The sequence below is a fragment of the Pseudomonas sp. LBUM1671 genome, from assembly GCF_059695685.1.
In genome coordinates, this window is the sequence record NZ_CP166782.1 from 4,721,666 (window position 1) to 4,736,115 (window position 14,450).

The 14,450-nt window shown below is 60.3% G+C and carries 14 protein-coding genes; 8 read left to right on the forward strand and 6 right to left on the reverse strand.

The window, feature by feature from the left end:
• Positions 1-94 precede the first annotated feature (94 nt).
• Positions 95-421, reverse strand: coding sequence for a DUF2025 family protein (locus ACA060_RS21820; protein WP_497313125.1), 327 nt, complete (start codon positions 419-421; stop codon positions 95-97).
• 235 nt (positions 422-656) lie between these two features.
• Here ACA060_RS21820 and ACA060_RS21825 point away from each other — a divergent pair, with 235 nt between their 5' ends.
• Together ACA060_RS21825 and ACA060_RS21830 are read left to right on the forward strand one after the other, a co-directional pair.
• Positions 657-1,784 carry a glycerophosphodiester phosphodiesterase gene (locus tag ACA060_RS21825; protein ID WP_497313127.1) on the forward strand — a complete coding sequence of 376 codons (1,128 nt, stop codon included), beginning with the start codon at positions 657-659 and terminating at the stop codon, positions 1,782-1,784.
• Between the two features lie 218 nt (positions 1,785-2,002).
• Complete coding sequence (locus ACA060_RS21830; RefSeq protein WP_010457288.1) at positions 2,003-2,308, forward strand: PepSY domain-containing protein; 306 nt, start codon at positions 2,003-2,005, stop codon at positions 2,306-2,308.
• Positions 2,309-2,466: 158 nt separating this feature from the next.
• On the opposite strand, the gene ACA060_RS21835 is transcribed toward ACA060_RS21830, so the two are convergent.
• Complete coding sequence (locus ACA060_RS21835) at positions 2,467-4,089, reverse strand: methyl-accepting chemotaxis protein (protein ID WP_497313129.1); 1,623 nt, start codon at positions 4,087-4,089, stop codon at positions 2,467-2,469.
• A gap of 422 nt (positions 4,090-4,511) precedes the next feature.
• On the opposite strand from ACA060_RS21835, the gene ACA060_RS21840 reads away from it, so the two are divergent.
• The 4 genes from ACA060_RS21840 (at position 4,512) to ACA060_RS21855 (ending at position 9,205) form a co-directional block, all read left to right on the forward strand.
• Positions 4,512-5,534 carry a transporter gene (locus ACA060_RS21840; RefSeq protein WP_438661144.1) on the forward strand — a complete coding sequence of 341 codons (1,023 nt, stop codon included), beginning with the start codon at positions 4,512-4,514 and terminating at the stop codon, positions 5,532-5,534.
• 214 nt (positions 5,535-5,748) lie between these two features.
• A complete protein-coding gene (locus tag ACA060_RS21845; protein ID WP_497313131.1) occupies positions 5,749-7,365 on the forward strand; it encodes an inorganic phosphate transporter in 1,617 nt (538 codons plus the stop codon).
• Positions 7,366-7,619: 254 nt separating this feature from the next.
• Complete coding sequence (locus tag ACA060_RS21850; protein ID WP_497313133.1) at positions 7,620-8,486, forward strand: 2OG-Fe(II) oxygenase family protein; 867 nt, start codon at positions 7,620-7,622, stop codon at positions 8,484-8,486.
• Complete coding sequence (locus ACA060_RS21855; protein WP_046031989.1) at positions 8,483-9,205, forward strand: TylF/MycF/NovP-related O-methyltransferase; 723 nt, start codon at positions 8,483-8,485, stop codon at positions 9,203-9,205. Before ACA060_RS21850 ends, ACA060_RS21855 begins: the two co-directional genes overlap by 4 nt.
• 115 nt (positions 9,206-9,320) lie before the next feature.
• Here ACA060_RS21855 and ACA060_RS21860 read toward each other — a convergent pair whose 3' ends face one another.
• A complete protein-coding gene (locus tag ACA060_RS21860; protein WP_497313135.1) occupies positions 9,321-10,217 on the reverse strand; it encodes a LysR family transcriptional regulator in 897 nt (298 codons plus the stop codon).
• A gap of 120 nt (positions 10,218-10,337) precedes the next feature.
• Here ACA060_RS21860 and ACA060_RS21865 point away from each other — a divergent pair, with 120 nt between their 5' ends.
• Positions 10,338-11,096: an SDR family NAD(P)-dependent oxidoreductase gene (locus ACA060_RS21865; RefSeq protein ID WP_497313137.1), complete on the forward strand. Its 759-nt coding sequence runs from the start codon at positions 10,338-10,340 to the stop codon at positions 11,094-11,096.
• Between the two features lie 141 nt (positions 11,097-11,237).
• Here ACA060_RS21865 and ACA060_RS21870 read toward each other — a convergent pair whose 3' ends face one another.
• Positions 11,238-11,672: a multidrug/biocide efflux PACE transporter gene (locus ACA060_RS21870; RefSeq protein ID WP_497313139.1), complete on the reverse strand. Its 435-nt coding sequence runs from the start codon at positions 11,670-11,672 to the stop codon at positions 11,238-11,240.
• Positions 11,673-11,762: 90 nt separating this feature from the next.
• Here ACA060_RS21870 and ACA060_RS21875 point away from each other — a divergent pair, with 90 nt between their 5' ends.
• Entirely contained in the window at positions 11,763-12,617 is an 855-nt protein-coding gene (locus tag ACA060_RS21875; RefSeq protein ID WP_497313141.1) for a LysR family transcriptional regulator, read from the forward strand.
• A gap of 98 nt (positions 12,618-12,715) precedes the next feature.
• Here ACA060_RS21875 and ACA060_RS21880 read toward each other — a convergent pair whose 3' ends face one another.
• Complete coding sequence (locus ACA060_RS21880) at positions 12,716-13,951, reverse strand: RNA polymerase sigma factor (protein ID WP_497313143.1); 1,236 nt, start codon at positions 13,949-13,951, stop codon at positions 12,716-12,718.
• Complete coding sequence (locus ACA060_RS21885; protein WP_497313145.1) at positions 13,951-14,442, reverse strand: SRPBCC family protein; 492 nt, start codon at positions 14,440-14,442, stop codon at positions 13,951-13,953. The genes ACA060_RS21880 and ACA060_RS21885 overlap by 1 nt, the downstream gene beginning before the upstream one ends.
• Between the last annotated feature and the right edge of the window lie 8 nt (positions 14,443-14,450).

Genomic DNA, 14,450 nt, shown 5'->3' on the forward strand with positions numbered 1-14,450 from the left:
GCAGGCTAGCTCCCACAGGGGGATAAGTGTCGTACACAAAACCAATGTGGGAGCTAGCCTGCTAGCGATGAGGCCAGCACAAACACTACAAAACTCAGCCCTGAACAAGACTCCGCACCGCCGCAATCTCCGGCACTTCCCAACGATTCATATAAACCCGCAACGGCTCGGTCACATTGATCCGGTCATCGATATTCTGATCCAGCAACAACTGAATCAGCTCACGCTTGAGCGTCATGGCCGGCCCCGGCGCCGGCGCCCAGACAAATTCACTGGTGGGAATAATCCCGTCATCAGCCACGTCCATGCCAAACGAGTCTTCGCTGAAACGCACGATGTAGTGGCCGGTCTTGCGATTGAGGCCGACGAAGCCTTTGAGTTGGTCGGCGGCCTGACAGATAAGCTCGGAAGTGATGCGCATATAAACCTCACAAAAGGTCGGTAACGACCGGTGATCGATGGTTTACACGCAAGGCTGGGGAGTCGGATTTCCCTCTGCCGGGGAAACGCCTGGGCCAAGAGTACTGCAAAGAACCGCACAAAAGCGCTGAAAAAATCTGCTTTAAACACGTTTATGTCGGTCTGGCGATAGCGTTCGGGGCGCTCAGTTGTTAAAAGAGACGTCTTTGAAAACTCAATGCGAAAGGACCTCGACCATGCCTGTTACCTTCACCAAAAGCGCCCTGCTGCTGAGCGTGCTGCTCGGCCTCGGCCAGGCACAGGCCGCCACTGAGCCTAGCCCGACTGCGCTGGCGACCCGTTTGGGCATCCCGCATCCGGCAGTGATCGCCCACCGTGGCGCGTCTTTCGATGCACCGGAATCCACCGCCGCCGCCTACAAACTGGCCCGCGACCTGGGCGCCGACTACCTGGAACTGGACCTGCAACGCAGCAAGGACGGCGTGCTGTTCGCCCTGCACGACAACAACCTGCAACGCACCACCGACGTCGCCACGAAATTCCCTGATCGCAAGGACAGCCCGGCCAACGCCTTCACCCTCGCCGAACTGAAAACCCTCGATGCCGGCAGCTGGTTCAACGCCGCGTACCCGGATCGCGCGCGCCCGGCCTTCGTCGGCCTGAAAATCCTGACCCTCGACGAAATCATCGACATCGCCCAAGGCAATCCGCTGCACAAGCCGGGCCTGTACATCGAAACCAAAGAGCCGAAGCAATTCCCCGGTATCGAAAGCGACCTCAAGGATAAATTGCAGGATCGCGGCTGGCTGAGCCCGGCCGGTTCCAAACTGGCGAAAAGCAACCTGGCGGTCGGCCAGGGCAAAGGCAAAGTCGTGCTGCAAACCTTCGAGAAGAGCAGCCTCGAACTGCTTGAGAAGGAAATGCCGAAAGTGCCGAAGATCCTGCTGCTGTGGGTCGGCGAAGGCAGTATTGAGCCGAAATCCAAAGTGACGTTTGCCGAGTCCGGCGACAAGGACAAAGCGACTTATTACGCCAAGCAGGAGCCGAAAGACAAAGCCGAATTCCAGCAATGGGTCGAGTACGCCAAGGCCCAGGGTGCGATCGGCACCGGTCCTTCGGCCGCGTTGACCAAGGGTGGCGATCAGAGCTATTCAGACCTGGTGAAACCGTGGATGAACCAGTACACCCACGATCAAGGCTTGCTGGTGCACGTCTACACCATCGACGATGCGGTGGATTTTCAGAAAGTCATGGATGCGGGCGTCGATGGCGTCTTCACCAACCGTGCCAGCGAATTGCTGAAGTTCTACAAACGTCCGGCGGCGGGCACCGTTGGGCAATTGCTGCAGAACAACGGCTACTGATCGGTCGCTGGCACGGCACCGCGTCGACTTCTTCGCGGGCAAGCCTCGCTCCCACAGGGTTTTTGGATGCCGACATTTTTGTGGCAAACCCGGAACCCGTAGGAGCGAGGCTTGCCCGCGAAATCCTCCAAACGACACGGTCATTGGAATTAAGGGTGAATTAAGTTGCCACAGTTAATCTGGACTCACTTAAACAGATCAACCCAAGGAATGACCCCATGAAAACCCTGACTGCCCTGTTCACCGCTGCTGCCCTGACCCTCACTGCTGGCCTGGCCCAAGCTGACGTTCGCGTCGACCAGATCCCTGAGCTGGTCAAGAGCGGCAAGATCAAGCCACTGGAAGAAATGAACCAGGCGGCGCTGAAACTGCACCCGGGTGCGACCATCACCGACACCGACCTGGACAACCACTTCAACAACTACGAGTACGAAGTGGAACTGAAGACCGCTGACGGCAAAGAATTCGACGTGGACTTCGATGCCACCACCGGCAAAGTCCTGAGCGACAAGCAAGACACCTGATACGCGTATAAAACAAAGCCGCACGATCTTCGGATCGTGCGGCTTTTTTGCATGTCGGATTCACCCAGGATTCAGGCGGTCGTGCTGACCAGCGCTCCCGACGTACTGGATTGACTGTGTAACGGCTCGGTAAGCAAACCGGTACATCGTCATTCCCGTCACGCGCTCAGACGCGCCGTGACTTCATTCAACTGCCCCGACAACCCATGCAAATTACGGCCAGCCGCTTCGGTGCGCTGCACGTTGTCCAGATTGGTACTGGCGATGCTGGTGATTTCAGTGAGGTTGCGCGAGATGTCCTCGGCCACCGAGGTCTGCTCTTCGGCGGCGGTGGCGATCTGGCGGTTCATGTCGCGGATGGCTTCCACGGCATGGGTGATCCGCTCCAGCATCGCGCCGGCCTGGGTCACTTGCTCGACGCTTTCTTCACTGCGCGACTGGCCGCTTTCAATCGCCTGAGCCGCGTCCACCGCACCGGTTTGCACGGTCTGGATGATCTGGTTGATTTCGATGATCGACGCCGCCGTGCGCTGGGCCAGGCTGCGCACTTCATCGGCCACCACTGCAAAACCGCGACCGGCTTCACCGGCACGGGCCGCTTCGATTGCCGCGTTGAGCGCCAGCAGGTTGGTTTGTTCGGCGATGCCACGAATCACTTCGAGCACCTTGCCGATACGCCCGCTGTCGGTTTCCAGCTGGCGGATGACCGTGGCGGTATTGGCGATTTCGCCGCGCATCCGGGTGATGGTGTGAATGGTGCCCTGCATGACTTTTTCGCCGTGCTGGGCGGACTGGTCGGCATCGTCGGCCGCGCGTGCCGCATCGGCGGCGTGACGGGCGACTTCCTGTGCGGTGGCCGACATTTCGTTCATCGCCGTGGCCACCTGATCGGTGCGGTTGAATTGCTCGTTGGTGCCGCTGGCCATGAGGCTGGCGATCGAATTCAGTTCACCGCTGGCGCTGTCCAGGTCCTTGGCGCTGCGCTGCAACCGGCTGAAGGTTTCGGCGAGGAAATCACGCAAGGTGTTGGCCGCGACCGCCAATTTGCCAAGCTCATCCTGACGGGTGCTGGCCACGCGGTCAGCAAACTTGCCCTGGCTGAGTTGCGCGACGTATTCGATCAGTTTGCGAATCGGTTCGACCAGGTTGCGGTTGACCAGCCACAGGCTCAACAGCCCGATCAACAGACTCGAGGCGAGCATCACAATGAGCCCCAGCAACACGGTGCGATCGGCTTCGGCGCTGATCTGCTTCGATTGCTCGGTCCCCTGCTTGCGCAATTCGCTGACCAGCTCGGTCATCTGTTCGCTGGCCGCACGGTCCACACCTTTGACCGCAGCGTCGCCTGCCGTTGGGTCGGCGCCGGCCGCCACGTAGGCATCACGGCCCTTCTGGTAGGCAGCGCCCAGCAAACGGTGTTCATCACGCAGGCGTTCGATGCGGGTCTTGAGTTGTGGCTCGATGCCCTTCTGTGCAGCCAGTTCGCCGAGAATACTCTGCACATCGCGCTGACGGTCTTCGAACTGTTTCCAATACTTATCCAGGTCGGCCGGTTGCTTGCCACGCAGCAGGACGTTTTTCCATTCCTGAACCTGCACCTTGAATTGCAGGTTGGCTTCATCGATCAACTGCGAGGTGTGCAACGGGCCTTCGATCAGGTTCGCGTAGTTCTGAACACCGTTGGACAGAAAGTGAAAGCAGGCCAGGGCGATCAACAGCATGGCCAGCAGGCTGCCGCTCAACAAGGCGAGGATTTGTGCTCTCAGGGATTTTTGCAGCATCGAGTGATACTCATGACAGGGGGTGAGACACGCGGCAAACACAGCGTGAAAGGTGTCCGGACATCCCTGTCTGAAACTTGGCTCATGGCCGAGGCCGCGCAAAGTAACTTAAGCGGGATCGGCGTGCCAGAGCGGTTCTTGAATCCATTCCGACCACCGGCAACGCAATCGTTTGCGGTTATATTTTCGTCACAAAAACGTCATCCACAGTTGCGATGATGCGGCTCAAGTGAACCCAGCCATAACCCTGACCTGTAGCAGCTGGCGAAGCCTGCGTTCGGCTGCGTAGCAGTCGTGAAATCAGGCACCGCGTTGTGTCAGGCAGAGCGCGTGCTCAGGTTTGACGACTGCTGCGCAGCCGAACGCAGGCTTCGCCAGCTGCTACATAAAGCGACCGACCGCGCCTCCTTCAGCGAGCCCTCATGAACCACAGCATCGACCAAAGCCATCGCGACCCGGACCTGTTCGGTCTGCTCTACGGTTTCAGTTTTCGCCCCGGCGAGCGTGGTCGCGAGATTGATTCGGCCAAGGCGTTGCAATGCTTGCAGCAGCCGGACGAAAGTGACGAGTTTCTGTGGCTGCACCTGAACCTCGCGCATGCCGCGTGCGAGCGCTGGATGAAAAGCCACCTGGAATTGCCGGACGAGTTTTTCGAAGCCTTGCACGAAGGTTCTCGGTCCACGCGCATCGAGCATGTGGATTCGGCGTTGCTGGCGGTGGTCAACGACGTGGTGTTCAACCTCAGCAGCATGGTGTCGTCCGATGTATCGACGCTGTGGGTGTGTGCCCGCAGTCGGCTGATCATCAGCGCGCGCCTGCAACCGCTGCATTCGGTGGACAAGTTGCGGTCCTCGGTGAAGGCCGGCGAGTGCTTTCGTTCACCGCTGGAATTGCTCGTGCATCTGCTGCGTGATCAAGGGGAAGTACTGACCCAGATTGTGCGCAAGACCAGCCTCAGTGTCGATCAGATCGAAGATGAGTTGCTGTCTTCACGGCTGTCGACCAACCGGGCGGAACTCGGCGCAAATCGCCGGGTGCTGGTGCGTTTGCAACGGTTGTTGGCGCTGGAGCCGGGTTCGTTGCTGCGGCTGCTGAACCGGCCGCCGCAATGGTTGCAAAAGGAGGACGTGAAGGAGCTGCGCAAGTCCACCGAGGAGTTTGCGCTGATCATTAACGACCTCACGGCGCTGGGTGAACGGATCAAGCTGTTGCAGGAAGAGATTGCCGCCAACCTGAATGAGCAGAGCAACCGCACGCTGTTCACCCTGACCGTGGTCACGGTGCTGGCGCTGCCGATCAACATCATTGCCGGTTTCTTTGGGATGAACGTGGGTGGCGTGCCGCTGGCGGGGGACCCGGAGGGGTTCTGGATTCTGGTGGCGCTGGTCGCGACGTTTACCGTGATTGCGGGGCGCTGGGCGTTTCGTAAGCGCCAGGATTATTGAGCCTTCACCTCCATCCCCTGTAGGAGCGAGGCTTGCCCGCGAAGGCGTTTTACCTGACACACCGCTTTCGCGGGCAAGCCTCGCTCCTACAGAGACCGGGTGGATTCTGATTAATGGATCAGCAAAACCCCCAAACCCTGATCCAAGGCAGTTTCTCTGTAACATTTGGCAACGATCATGACGAACACTCCTTCCTTCCTCAGGATTGTCCGTCATGGCTACGCCTTCCTACACCGCTCAAACGCAGGCTCCCGCCCGTAGCGCCAGACCGCAACTCGATAAAAAACCCAGCCTGTTCACCCTCGTGGTGTTTTTCGGGGTGCTGGCCAGCGGGTTGTTGTTTACCGCCTACAGCCTGATACACGACATGAACGAACTCGGCACGGTGGTCACCACCTGGACGCCGTTTCTGCTGTTGGGCGTCGCACTGCTGATCGCCCTGGGCTTTGAGTTCGTCAACGGTTTCCACGACACCGCCAACGCCGTGGCCACGGTGATTTACACCAACTCGATGCCGCCGAACTTCGCCGTGGCCTGGTCGGGGTTCTTCAACTTCCTCGGCGTGTTGCTGTCGAGCGGCGCGGTGGCGTTCGGCATCATCGCCCTGCTGCCAGTGGAGCTGATTTTGCAAGTGGGCTCCTCCGCCGGTTTCGCGATGATCTTCGCCCTGTTGATCGCTGCGATCCTGTGGAACCTCGGCACCTGGTGGCTGGGCTTGCCGGCCTCGTCGTCGCACACCTTGATCGGCTCGATCATCGGCGTCGGCGTGGCCAATGCCCTGATGCACGGCCATGACGGCACCAGCGGCGTGGACTGGGCGCAGGCAACCAAGATCGGTTACGCGTTGCTGCTGTCGCCGCTGGTCGGCTTCGGTTTTGCCGCGTTGCTGCTGCTGGCCCTGCGGGCATTCGTCAAGAATCGCGCGCTGTACAAGGCACCGGTCGGCAACACGCCTCCGCCGTGGTGGATTCGCGGCATGTTGATTGTGACCTGCACCGGCGTCTCGTTCGCCCACGGTTCCAACGACGGCCAGAAAGGCATGGGCCTGATCATGTTGATCCTGGTCGGCACGTTGCCGATGGCCTATGCGCTGAACCGCACCATGCCGGCCGACCAGGCGCTGCAATTCGCCGCCGTCGCCGAAGTTACCCAGCAAGCGCTGGTGAAAAGCGCACCGATGCCGGCCCCGGCTGATCCGCGTCCGGTGCTCTCCGAATACGTGCGCAGCAAGGAAGCCACGCCGCAACTGGTCCCGGCGCTCGCCGCCCTCACTGGCAGCATCGGTGCGCAGGTCAAGGGTTACGGCTCGCTGTCCAAAGTGCCGGCCGAGGCCGTGGGCAACGTGCGTAACGACATGTACTTGACCAGCGAAACCATTCGCCTGATGGACAAGAACAAGGTCGGCAACTTCGATGCCGACACCAGCGGCAAGCTGCAACTGTTCAAGCAACAGATCGACAACTCGACGCGCTTCATTCCGCTGTGGGTGAAGATCGCCGTGGCGATCGCGCTCGGGCTGGGCACCATGGTCGGCTGGAAGCGCATCGTGGTGACCGTCGGCGAAAAGATCGGCAAGACCCACCTGACTTACGCCCAGGGTGCCTCGGCAGAAACCGTGGCCATGCTGACCATCGGTGCGGCGGACATGTTCGGCTTGCCGGTGTCGACCACTCACGTGTTGTCCTCGGGCGTGGCCGGGAGCATGGTCGCCAACGGCGGCGGCTTGCAGATGAGGACCATCCGCAACCTGCTGATGGCCTGGGTGCTGACCTTGCCGGCGGCGATTGTGCTGTCGGGCAGCCTGTATTGGCTGTTCACCCAACTCTTCTAGCCCAACACATACCTCCTGTAGGAGCGAGGCTTGCCCGCGAAGGCGGTGTGTCATTCAACGATATTGTCGACTGACACACCGCCTTCGCGGGCAAGCCTCGCTCCTACAAGGGGATTTTTTGTGCGCGGGACAACGCATTTCGTCGCAAATTCAGGCGTTTACCTTTTTATTGATTCACCACCCGCCGGATTGCACTTCAGTTTGCTAACGTGTGGCCGACTCTTAAGAGACTCGTTGCATTCAGGAGTGGAATCGTGAATCTGTACATCAATCAGCTTCAACAGAAAGCTGACTTCAAAGAAGCCATCTACGCCGGCGACATCTTCCTGAACACTCAGCTGCGCGCTGCCAAAGAGCTGTGTGCGTTCGCCCAGGAAAGCATCACCGCCGCTTTCAACGGCGAGACCAATCACCAGGCGCTGCACACGCTGATGCCGGTGGAAGAATTCGTGGTTCTGGTGACGCGCCTCAAGGGCCAGTTCACCAACAGCCAGCGCGCCAAGGACCTGATCCTGTCGTTCATCGACGAGATCGGTGTCGACCCGCGCGAATACATTTTCGACGTGCCGCGCATTCGCGTGGTGCCGAACTATGACTACCTGCACGCCGGTGTCAGCTATGCCTACAAGCCGCATCGCGACACGTGGTACGGCAGCGTCGATTGCCAGATCAACACCTGGATGCCGGTGCACACCATCAGCCCCGACCAGACCATGATGATCAACGCCGGTTACTTCGACGTACCGGTGAAGAACACCTCCAGCGAATGGAGCCTCAACGACTGGATCAGCAACCAGCGGCACAAGGCCAAGGACAACCTCAAGGAGGAAGTCCGCGTGCACCCGGTGCCGATGGAAGCGATCAACACCGCGTCAGAAGTGCGCATCGCCGGCAACACCGGTGAGATGCTGATCTTCTCCGGCTCACACCTGCACGGCACGGTCGCCAACCACACCAACCAGACCCGCTTCAGCGTGGACTTCCGCCTGATGCACCTCGACGACCTCAAGCACAAGCGCGGCGCGATCAACGTCGACAGCGCCTGCCCTGATGTCGGCGCCGGTTTCAAAGACTATTTCCACGCCCACGACTTCTCGAATTTCCAAGGAATCCAGCAATGACCAAGCGTCGCATCACGCCTGCCGAGGCCCAGTACAACGAAACCCGTGCCAACGTTCTGAAACGGGTCGATGCCGAGTACGTGGCCGACGCACCGTTCGTCTTTGCCAACCGCATCGGCGTCACCGCTGCACTGTCGCGCATGGAACTGTTCAAGAAAGTCGCTGAAGTACCGGGCGCGATCATCGAGTGCGGCGTGTACAAGGGCAACTCGCTGATGCTGTACATGCACTTGTCGATGATTCTCGAGCCGTACGCAATCAACCGTTCGATCGTGGGCTTCGACACCTTCGAAGGCTTCCAGAGCATCGACAAGAAAGAAGACCCGGCCGACGTCAACGAGACCATGTTCTCCGACACCGACCAGTCGCTGATCCAGGACATGATCGACGCCAACGACCTGCTGCGCCCGGTCAACCGCATCCCGCGTTGCGAGCTGGTCAAAGGCGACATCGTCAAGACCGTGCCGGAGTGGGTCAAGACCCGTCCGGACCTGGTCGTGGCCATGCTGATCCTCGACACCGACCTGTACGAATCGACCAAAGTCGCGCTGGAAACCTTCCTGCCGTACATGCCAAAAGGCGCCATCGTGGTCCTGGACGAAGTGGCTTACCGCAACTTCCCGGGCGAAACCAAAGCCCTGCGTGAAGTGCTGGACCTGAACAAGATCGAGCTCAAACGCCTGCCGTTTGATAGCTGCGTCGGCTATTTCCACGTCTGACACAAAACCCTGTGGGAGCGGGCTTGCCCGCGATAGCGGTCTTACATTCAATGATGATGTTGAATTTGAAACCCCATCGCGGGCAAGCCCGCTCCCACAGGTTATGAGTTGTTCTTCAGATTGTGGACTGGATGACGTTCGCCAGCCAGTCCATAAACGCTCGCACCCGCAGCGGCAAATGCCGTTGCCGGGCGTAGAGCAGCGAGACCTCCATCGACGGTGCGCTGAACTGCGGTAACACCGCCACCAGATCACCGCTGCTCAAGTGCGCTTGCATGCCCTTGACCGGCGCCTGAATCAGACCGAATCCCCCCAGACACGCCAGCTCATAAGCGTCGGTGCTGCTCACCGTCACGCTGCCGGCCATTGGCAGTTGCTGCGGCTTGCCCTCGACCTCGTACAAAAACCCGTCCGACCGCGAACCCAATACGCCGACGTAATGCACCATGCGGTGCTGCGCCAGGTCTTCGAGTGTTTCGGGCATCCCATAGCGCGCCAAGTACGCCGGGCTCGCGCAGTTGACCATGGCGAAATCACACACGCGGCGAGCGACCACCGATTGATCCGGCTGCGCACCGACCCTCACGACGCAATCAAAGCCTTCCCGCTGCAAATCGACCCGGCGATCAGTGGTGCTGATTTCCAGTTCGAGGTTGGGGTGCAGCGCCATGAATTCCGGCAAACGCGGCAGCACCATCTGGCGCCCCAAAAAGTTCGGCATGTCAAAGCGAATCCGCCCGGTGAGCGACGCCGCATCCTGACGAAACAGCCCTTCGATTTCATCCATGTGCGACAACAAGTCCCTGCTGCGCTCGTACAGCACCAGACCGTCCTGAGTCGCCTGAACCCGGCGCGTGGTGCGTTGCAACAGGCGCGTGCCCAGCAGCGCTTCCAGTGCTTGAATGTGCTCCGAGACCGTGGACCGAGGCAGGCCCAGGCTCTCCCCCGCCAAGGTAAAGCTCGACATCTCGCTGACGCGAACGAAGGTGCGCAGCAGTTCCAGCTTGTTCATGGGCCGACCTTTATTGTTCGGATTAACCGACCAGTGTTTCCGATTTAAGTCTGTTTATCACTTCAGGGCGGATAAATAAACTTCCTCCACACCGTTACCCACCACCCTTGAGGCAGTCCCATGAACCGTAAAATCGCACTGATCACTGGCGCCAGCCGCGGCCTCGGCAAAAACGCAGCGCTGCATCTGGCCGCCCAAGGCGTCGACATCATCGGCACCTACAACAGCAAGGCCGATGAAGCGCAGGCACTGGTTGCAGAAATCGAAAACCTTGGCGCTCGGGCGGTGATGCTGCAACTCGACGTGAGCCAAAGCGACCGCTTTGAAGCATTCGCTACGCAAGTCGCCGACGTGTTGCGCAGCCGTTTTGACCGCCCGCACTTCGACTTCTTGCTCAACAACGCCGGCATCGGCCTGACCGCGAGCTTCGTCGACACCACCGTCGCCCAGTTTGACTTGCTGATGAACATCCACCTGAAGGGGCCGTTCTTCCTCACCCAGAACCTGCTGCCGCTGATGGCGGACGGTGGGCGCATCCTCAACGTGTCCAGCGGACTGACCCGTTTCAGCCTGCCGGGTTACGGCGCTTACGCAGCGATGAAAGGTGCGATGGAAGTGCTGACCCGCTACCAGGCCAAGGAACTCGGAGCCCGCGGTATTTCCGTGAACACACTGGCACCGGGCGCCATCGAGACCGACTTCGGCGGCGGCACCGTGCGTGATAACAGTGACGTGAACAGCTACGTCGCCAGCAATACCGCGTTGGGTCGGGTGGGTCAGCCGGATGACATCGGTGCTGCGATTGCATTGCTGCTGGCACCGGGTAGCCAGTGGATCAACGGCCAGCGCGTGGAAGCGTCCGGCGGGATGTTTCTGTAACCCCTAAACCTGTGGCGAGGGAGCTTGCTCCCGCTCGAGTGCGAAGCGCTCGCAAAATCTCCAACAGTTGCCGAGATTTTGGGGCTGCTTCGCAACCCAGCGGGAGCAAGCTCCCTCGCCACAAAGACTGTTCACTGTGGGTTAGCGAGCAGTAGATACCATCAACATGCGCTCGCGCACCACGTCATACGCCCAGTGATAAACGTAGGTGTACGGCAGGAAAAACAGCAACACGCCGATGTCCAGCAGGAATGCTTGCCACAGGCTGACCTTGAGCCACCAGGCAATCAGCGGCACACCCATCGCAACCAGCCCGCCTTCGAACAGCAGCGCATGGACAACGCGTACCCAAGCGTTGTGCACGACGCCGTAGCGTTTGAGCAAACGGTCGAACAGGCCGTTGAAGACCACGTTCCAGCCCAGGGCAAGCGCCGCAATCACAACGGTGACAGCGCCCATTTCAATCATCGGCTTGTCCATGATCCACGCCAACAGCGGCGTACAGATCAGGATGGCCAGCACTTCGAAACCGATGGCTTGGAAAATACGTTCAGTGATGGATTTGTTGGTGCTCATGATCAGGACTCCCTGAGTGACTGTGGTTGCCATGATCCCGCCTCGCGCCGATACTTCATAACCAATAACCATCGATCAAGGCGATAGTTCATGGCTTCTCAGGAAGTGTTGCAGGCGTTTGTGCAGGCGGCGACGCAAGGCTCGTTTTCTGCGGCGGCGCGCAAACTGGGGCGCAGTCAGTCGACGATCAGTGCCGCGGTGGCCAGCCTGGAGATTGATCTGAACCTGACCCTCTTCGACCGCAGCAGCCGCAAACCGAGCCTGACCCCGGCCGGGCACGTGATGCTGCAACGGGCCGAGGAAATTCTGGCCGCCACCAGTCGCTTGGAGATGACCGCCAGCCAGCTGTCACAAGGGGTTGAGCCGAAGCTGACGGTGGCGATTTCCGACACCTATCAATCCGACCGATTCGAAGCGGCGTTGAGTGCGTTCGAGCAGCGTTATCCAGACCTTGAGCTCGAATGCCTGATTGCTGAATGCGATGACCTGGTGGCATTGGTGCAAAGCGGTCGGGCGCATGTCGCCTTCGCCGAGAAGCAGGACAGTTACCCGCCGGATCTGGTCAGTTCGACCGTGGAGGAACGCACGGAAATCGCCCTGTTCGTGTCCCGTGAGCATCCGTTGGCGGCGCTGAGGCTCGTCGATCAAGACGTGTTGCAACAGCATCGGGAGTTGCGCCTGGCGACGATCGTCAATCCGTATGAAAGCCGTGCGAAAGGCCGCGTCTGGTCGGCGCCGAGTTACCTGATGCTGCTGGAAATGGCCCAGGGCGGATTCGGCTGGGCGCCGTTGCCGCGATGGCTGGTGGAGCGGTTTGGCCCGGGGACATTGCAGGAACTGGACGTGCGCGGCTGGCCGAAACCGGTGTTTGTCGATGCCTTGTGGTCGCGGCTGCATCCGCCGGGGCCGGCGGGGAGTTGGCTGCTCGGCAAGATGCTGGAGTGAAGGTCCTTCGGCCCTTATCGCGGGCAAGCCACGCTCCCACAGGTTCAGCGCCAAACTGTGGGAGCGGGCTTGCCCGCGATGGGGCCCGCAAACTCACTTCACTTCAAAGCCTTGATCCTGGCCTCAATAAACCGCCGCTCCGGCACCTGTTGCGTCAACTCCAGCGCCCGTTCATACGCCGCCAGCGCCTCTTCACGCCTCCCCAACTGCCGACAAAAATCCGCCCGCGCCGAATGCGCCAAGTGGTAATCCAGCAGATCCCCCCGCTCCAGAATCCCTTCCACCAACACCAACCCCGCCAGCGGCCCATCCCGCCTGGAGATCGCCGCCGCTCGGTTCAGCTCGATCACCGGCGAAGGCACCGCCGCCAACAACACGTCATACAAACCCACAATCTGCTGCCAGTCAGTCTCCCCCGCCGTGGGCGCTTCGGCGTGCACCGCCGCAATCGCCGCTTGCAGGCAATACGGCCCGAATCGTCCCGTGGTCAACGCCGCTTCCACCAGCGCGCAACCTTCGGCAATCATTTCGGCGTTCCACAACGAGCGATCCTGTTCATCCAGCACAATCAACTCACCGCTCGCCGACGTCCGGGCCGGGCGGCGTGATTCATGCAACAGCATCAACGCCAGCAGCCCCATCACTTCCGATTCCGGCAGCAATTCCATCAACAACCGCCCGAGCCGAATCGCTTCGCGTGTCAGGTCCTCTCGAGTCAGTTCGGTACCGACCGACGCCGAGTAACCTTCGTTGAACACCAGGTAAATCACCCTCAGCACACTGTCGAGGCGCTCGGGCAGTTCCGCCAGCGTCGGCACTTGATAAGGGATTTTCGCGTCACGGATTTTCGCCTTGGCGCGCACGATGCGCTGGGCGATGGTCGCCGGTGCCGAGAGAAACGCCCGGGCAATTTCCTCTGTGGTCAGGTCACACACTTCGCGCAGGGTCAACGGCACCTGGGCGTCCGACGCAAGGGCCGGGTGGCAACAGGTGAAGATCAGGCGCAAGCGATCATCTTCCACGTCTTCATCACTCCAGTCGGCCTGCTCCAGCGCCTCCAGTTGAGCGATCAACATCGGCCGGGAAGCGGCAAAACGCGCGCGCCGACGCAACACATCAATGGCCTTGAAGCGCCCGGTGGACACCAGCCAGGTGCGCGGGTTGTCCGGCACACCGTCACGCTGCCAACGCTCGACCGCGACGAAAAACGCCTCGTGCAGGGCCTCTTCGGCGAGGTCGAAATCGCCGAGCAAGCGGATCAGCGTCGCCAGAATCCGCCGCGAGTCTTCGCGGTAGACCTGTTCGACCCGAGCCGTGACCGAAGCGTCAGTCATCAGTCCGGCATGCCTTCAGTCACCAGCGTCACCAAGCGATCGAGGCTTTGTCCCCAGCCTTCGTGAAACCCCATGGCCTCGTGCGCCTGGCGGTCTTCTGCGGACCAATGCATGGCCCGGGCGGTGTAGAGGGTTTTGCCGTCCTTGTCTTCGAGCGTCACTTCGGCCGACATGAACGGTTTGCCCGAAGGAATCCAGCCCGGAATGAACGCGTCGGTGAACACCAGTCGTTCAGGTGCGACGATCTCCAGAAACACCCCCATGGTCGGGTATTCCGTCCCGTCCGGCGCGCGCATCAGGGTGCGAAACTGGCCGCCGACCCACAGGTCCATTTCGCATTCCGGCGTGGTCATGCCGTGCGGCCCCCACCACTGAGCAAGCAAGGCCGGCTCGGTCCAGGCGCGGAAGATCTTGCGGCGCGGCGCGTCGATCAGCCGACTGATGGATAACTCGAATTCGGCAGGCTGATGCTTGTAGGGTTGTGGACTCATGGGGATCT

Coding starts and splice junctions, on each gene's coding strand:
- ACA060_RS21820 (WP_497313125.1), bottom strand. CDS start 421: ATGCGCATCACTTCCGAGCTTATCTGTCAGGCCGCCGACCAACTCAAA.
- ACA060_RS21825 (WP_497313127.1), top strand. CDS start 657: ATGCCTGTTACCTTCACCAAAAGCGCCCTGCTGCTGAGCGTGCTGCTC.
- ACA060_RS21830 (WP_010457288.1), top strand. CDS start 2,003: ATGAAAACCCTGACTGCCCTGTTCACCGCTGCTGCCCTGACCCTCACT.
- ACA060_RS21835 (WP_497313129.1), bottom strand. CDS start 4,089: ATGCTGCAAAAATCCCTGAGAGCACAAATCCTCGCCTTGTTGAGCGGC.
- ACA060_RS21840 (WP_438661144.1), top strand. CDS start 4,512: ATGAACCACAGCATCGACCAAAGCCATCGCGACCCGGACCTGTTCGGT.
- ACA060_RS21845 (WP_497313131.1), top strand. CDS start 5,749: ATGGCTACGCCTTCCTACACCGCTCAAACGCAGGCTCCCGCCCGTAGC.
- ACA060_RS21855 (WP_046031989.1), top strand. CDS start 8,483: ATGACCAAGCGTCGCATCACGCCTGCCGAGGCCCAGTACAACGAAACC.
- ACA060_RS21860 (WP_497313135.1), bottom strand. CDS start 10,217: ATGAACAAGCTGGAACTGCTGCGCACCTTCGTTCGCGTCAGCGAGATG.
- ACA060_RS21865 (WP_497313137.1), top strand. CDS start 10,338: ATGAACCGTAAAATCGCACTGATCACTGGCGCCAGCCGCGGCCTCGGC.
- ACA060_RS21870 (WP_497313139.1), bottom strand. CDS start 11,672: ATGAGCACCAACAAATCCATCACTGAACGTATTTTCCAAGCCATCGGT.
- ACA060_RS21875 (WP_497313141.1), top strand. CDS start 11,763: ATGGCTTCTCAGGAAGTGTTGCAGGCGTTTGTGCAGGCGGCGACGCAA.
- ACA060_RS21880 (WP_497313143.1), bottom strand. CDS start 13,951: ATGACTGACGCTTCGGTCACGGCTCGGGTCGAACAGGTCTACCGCGAA.
- ACA060_RS21885 (WP_497313145.1), bottom strand. CDS start 14,442: ATGAGTCCACAACCCTACAAGCATCAGCCTGCCGAATTCGAGTTATCC.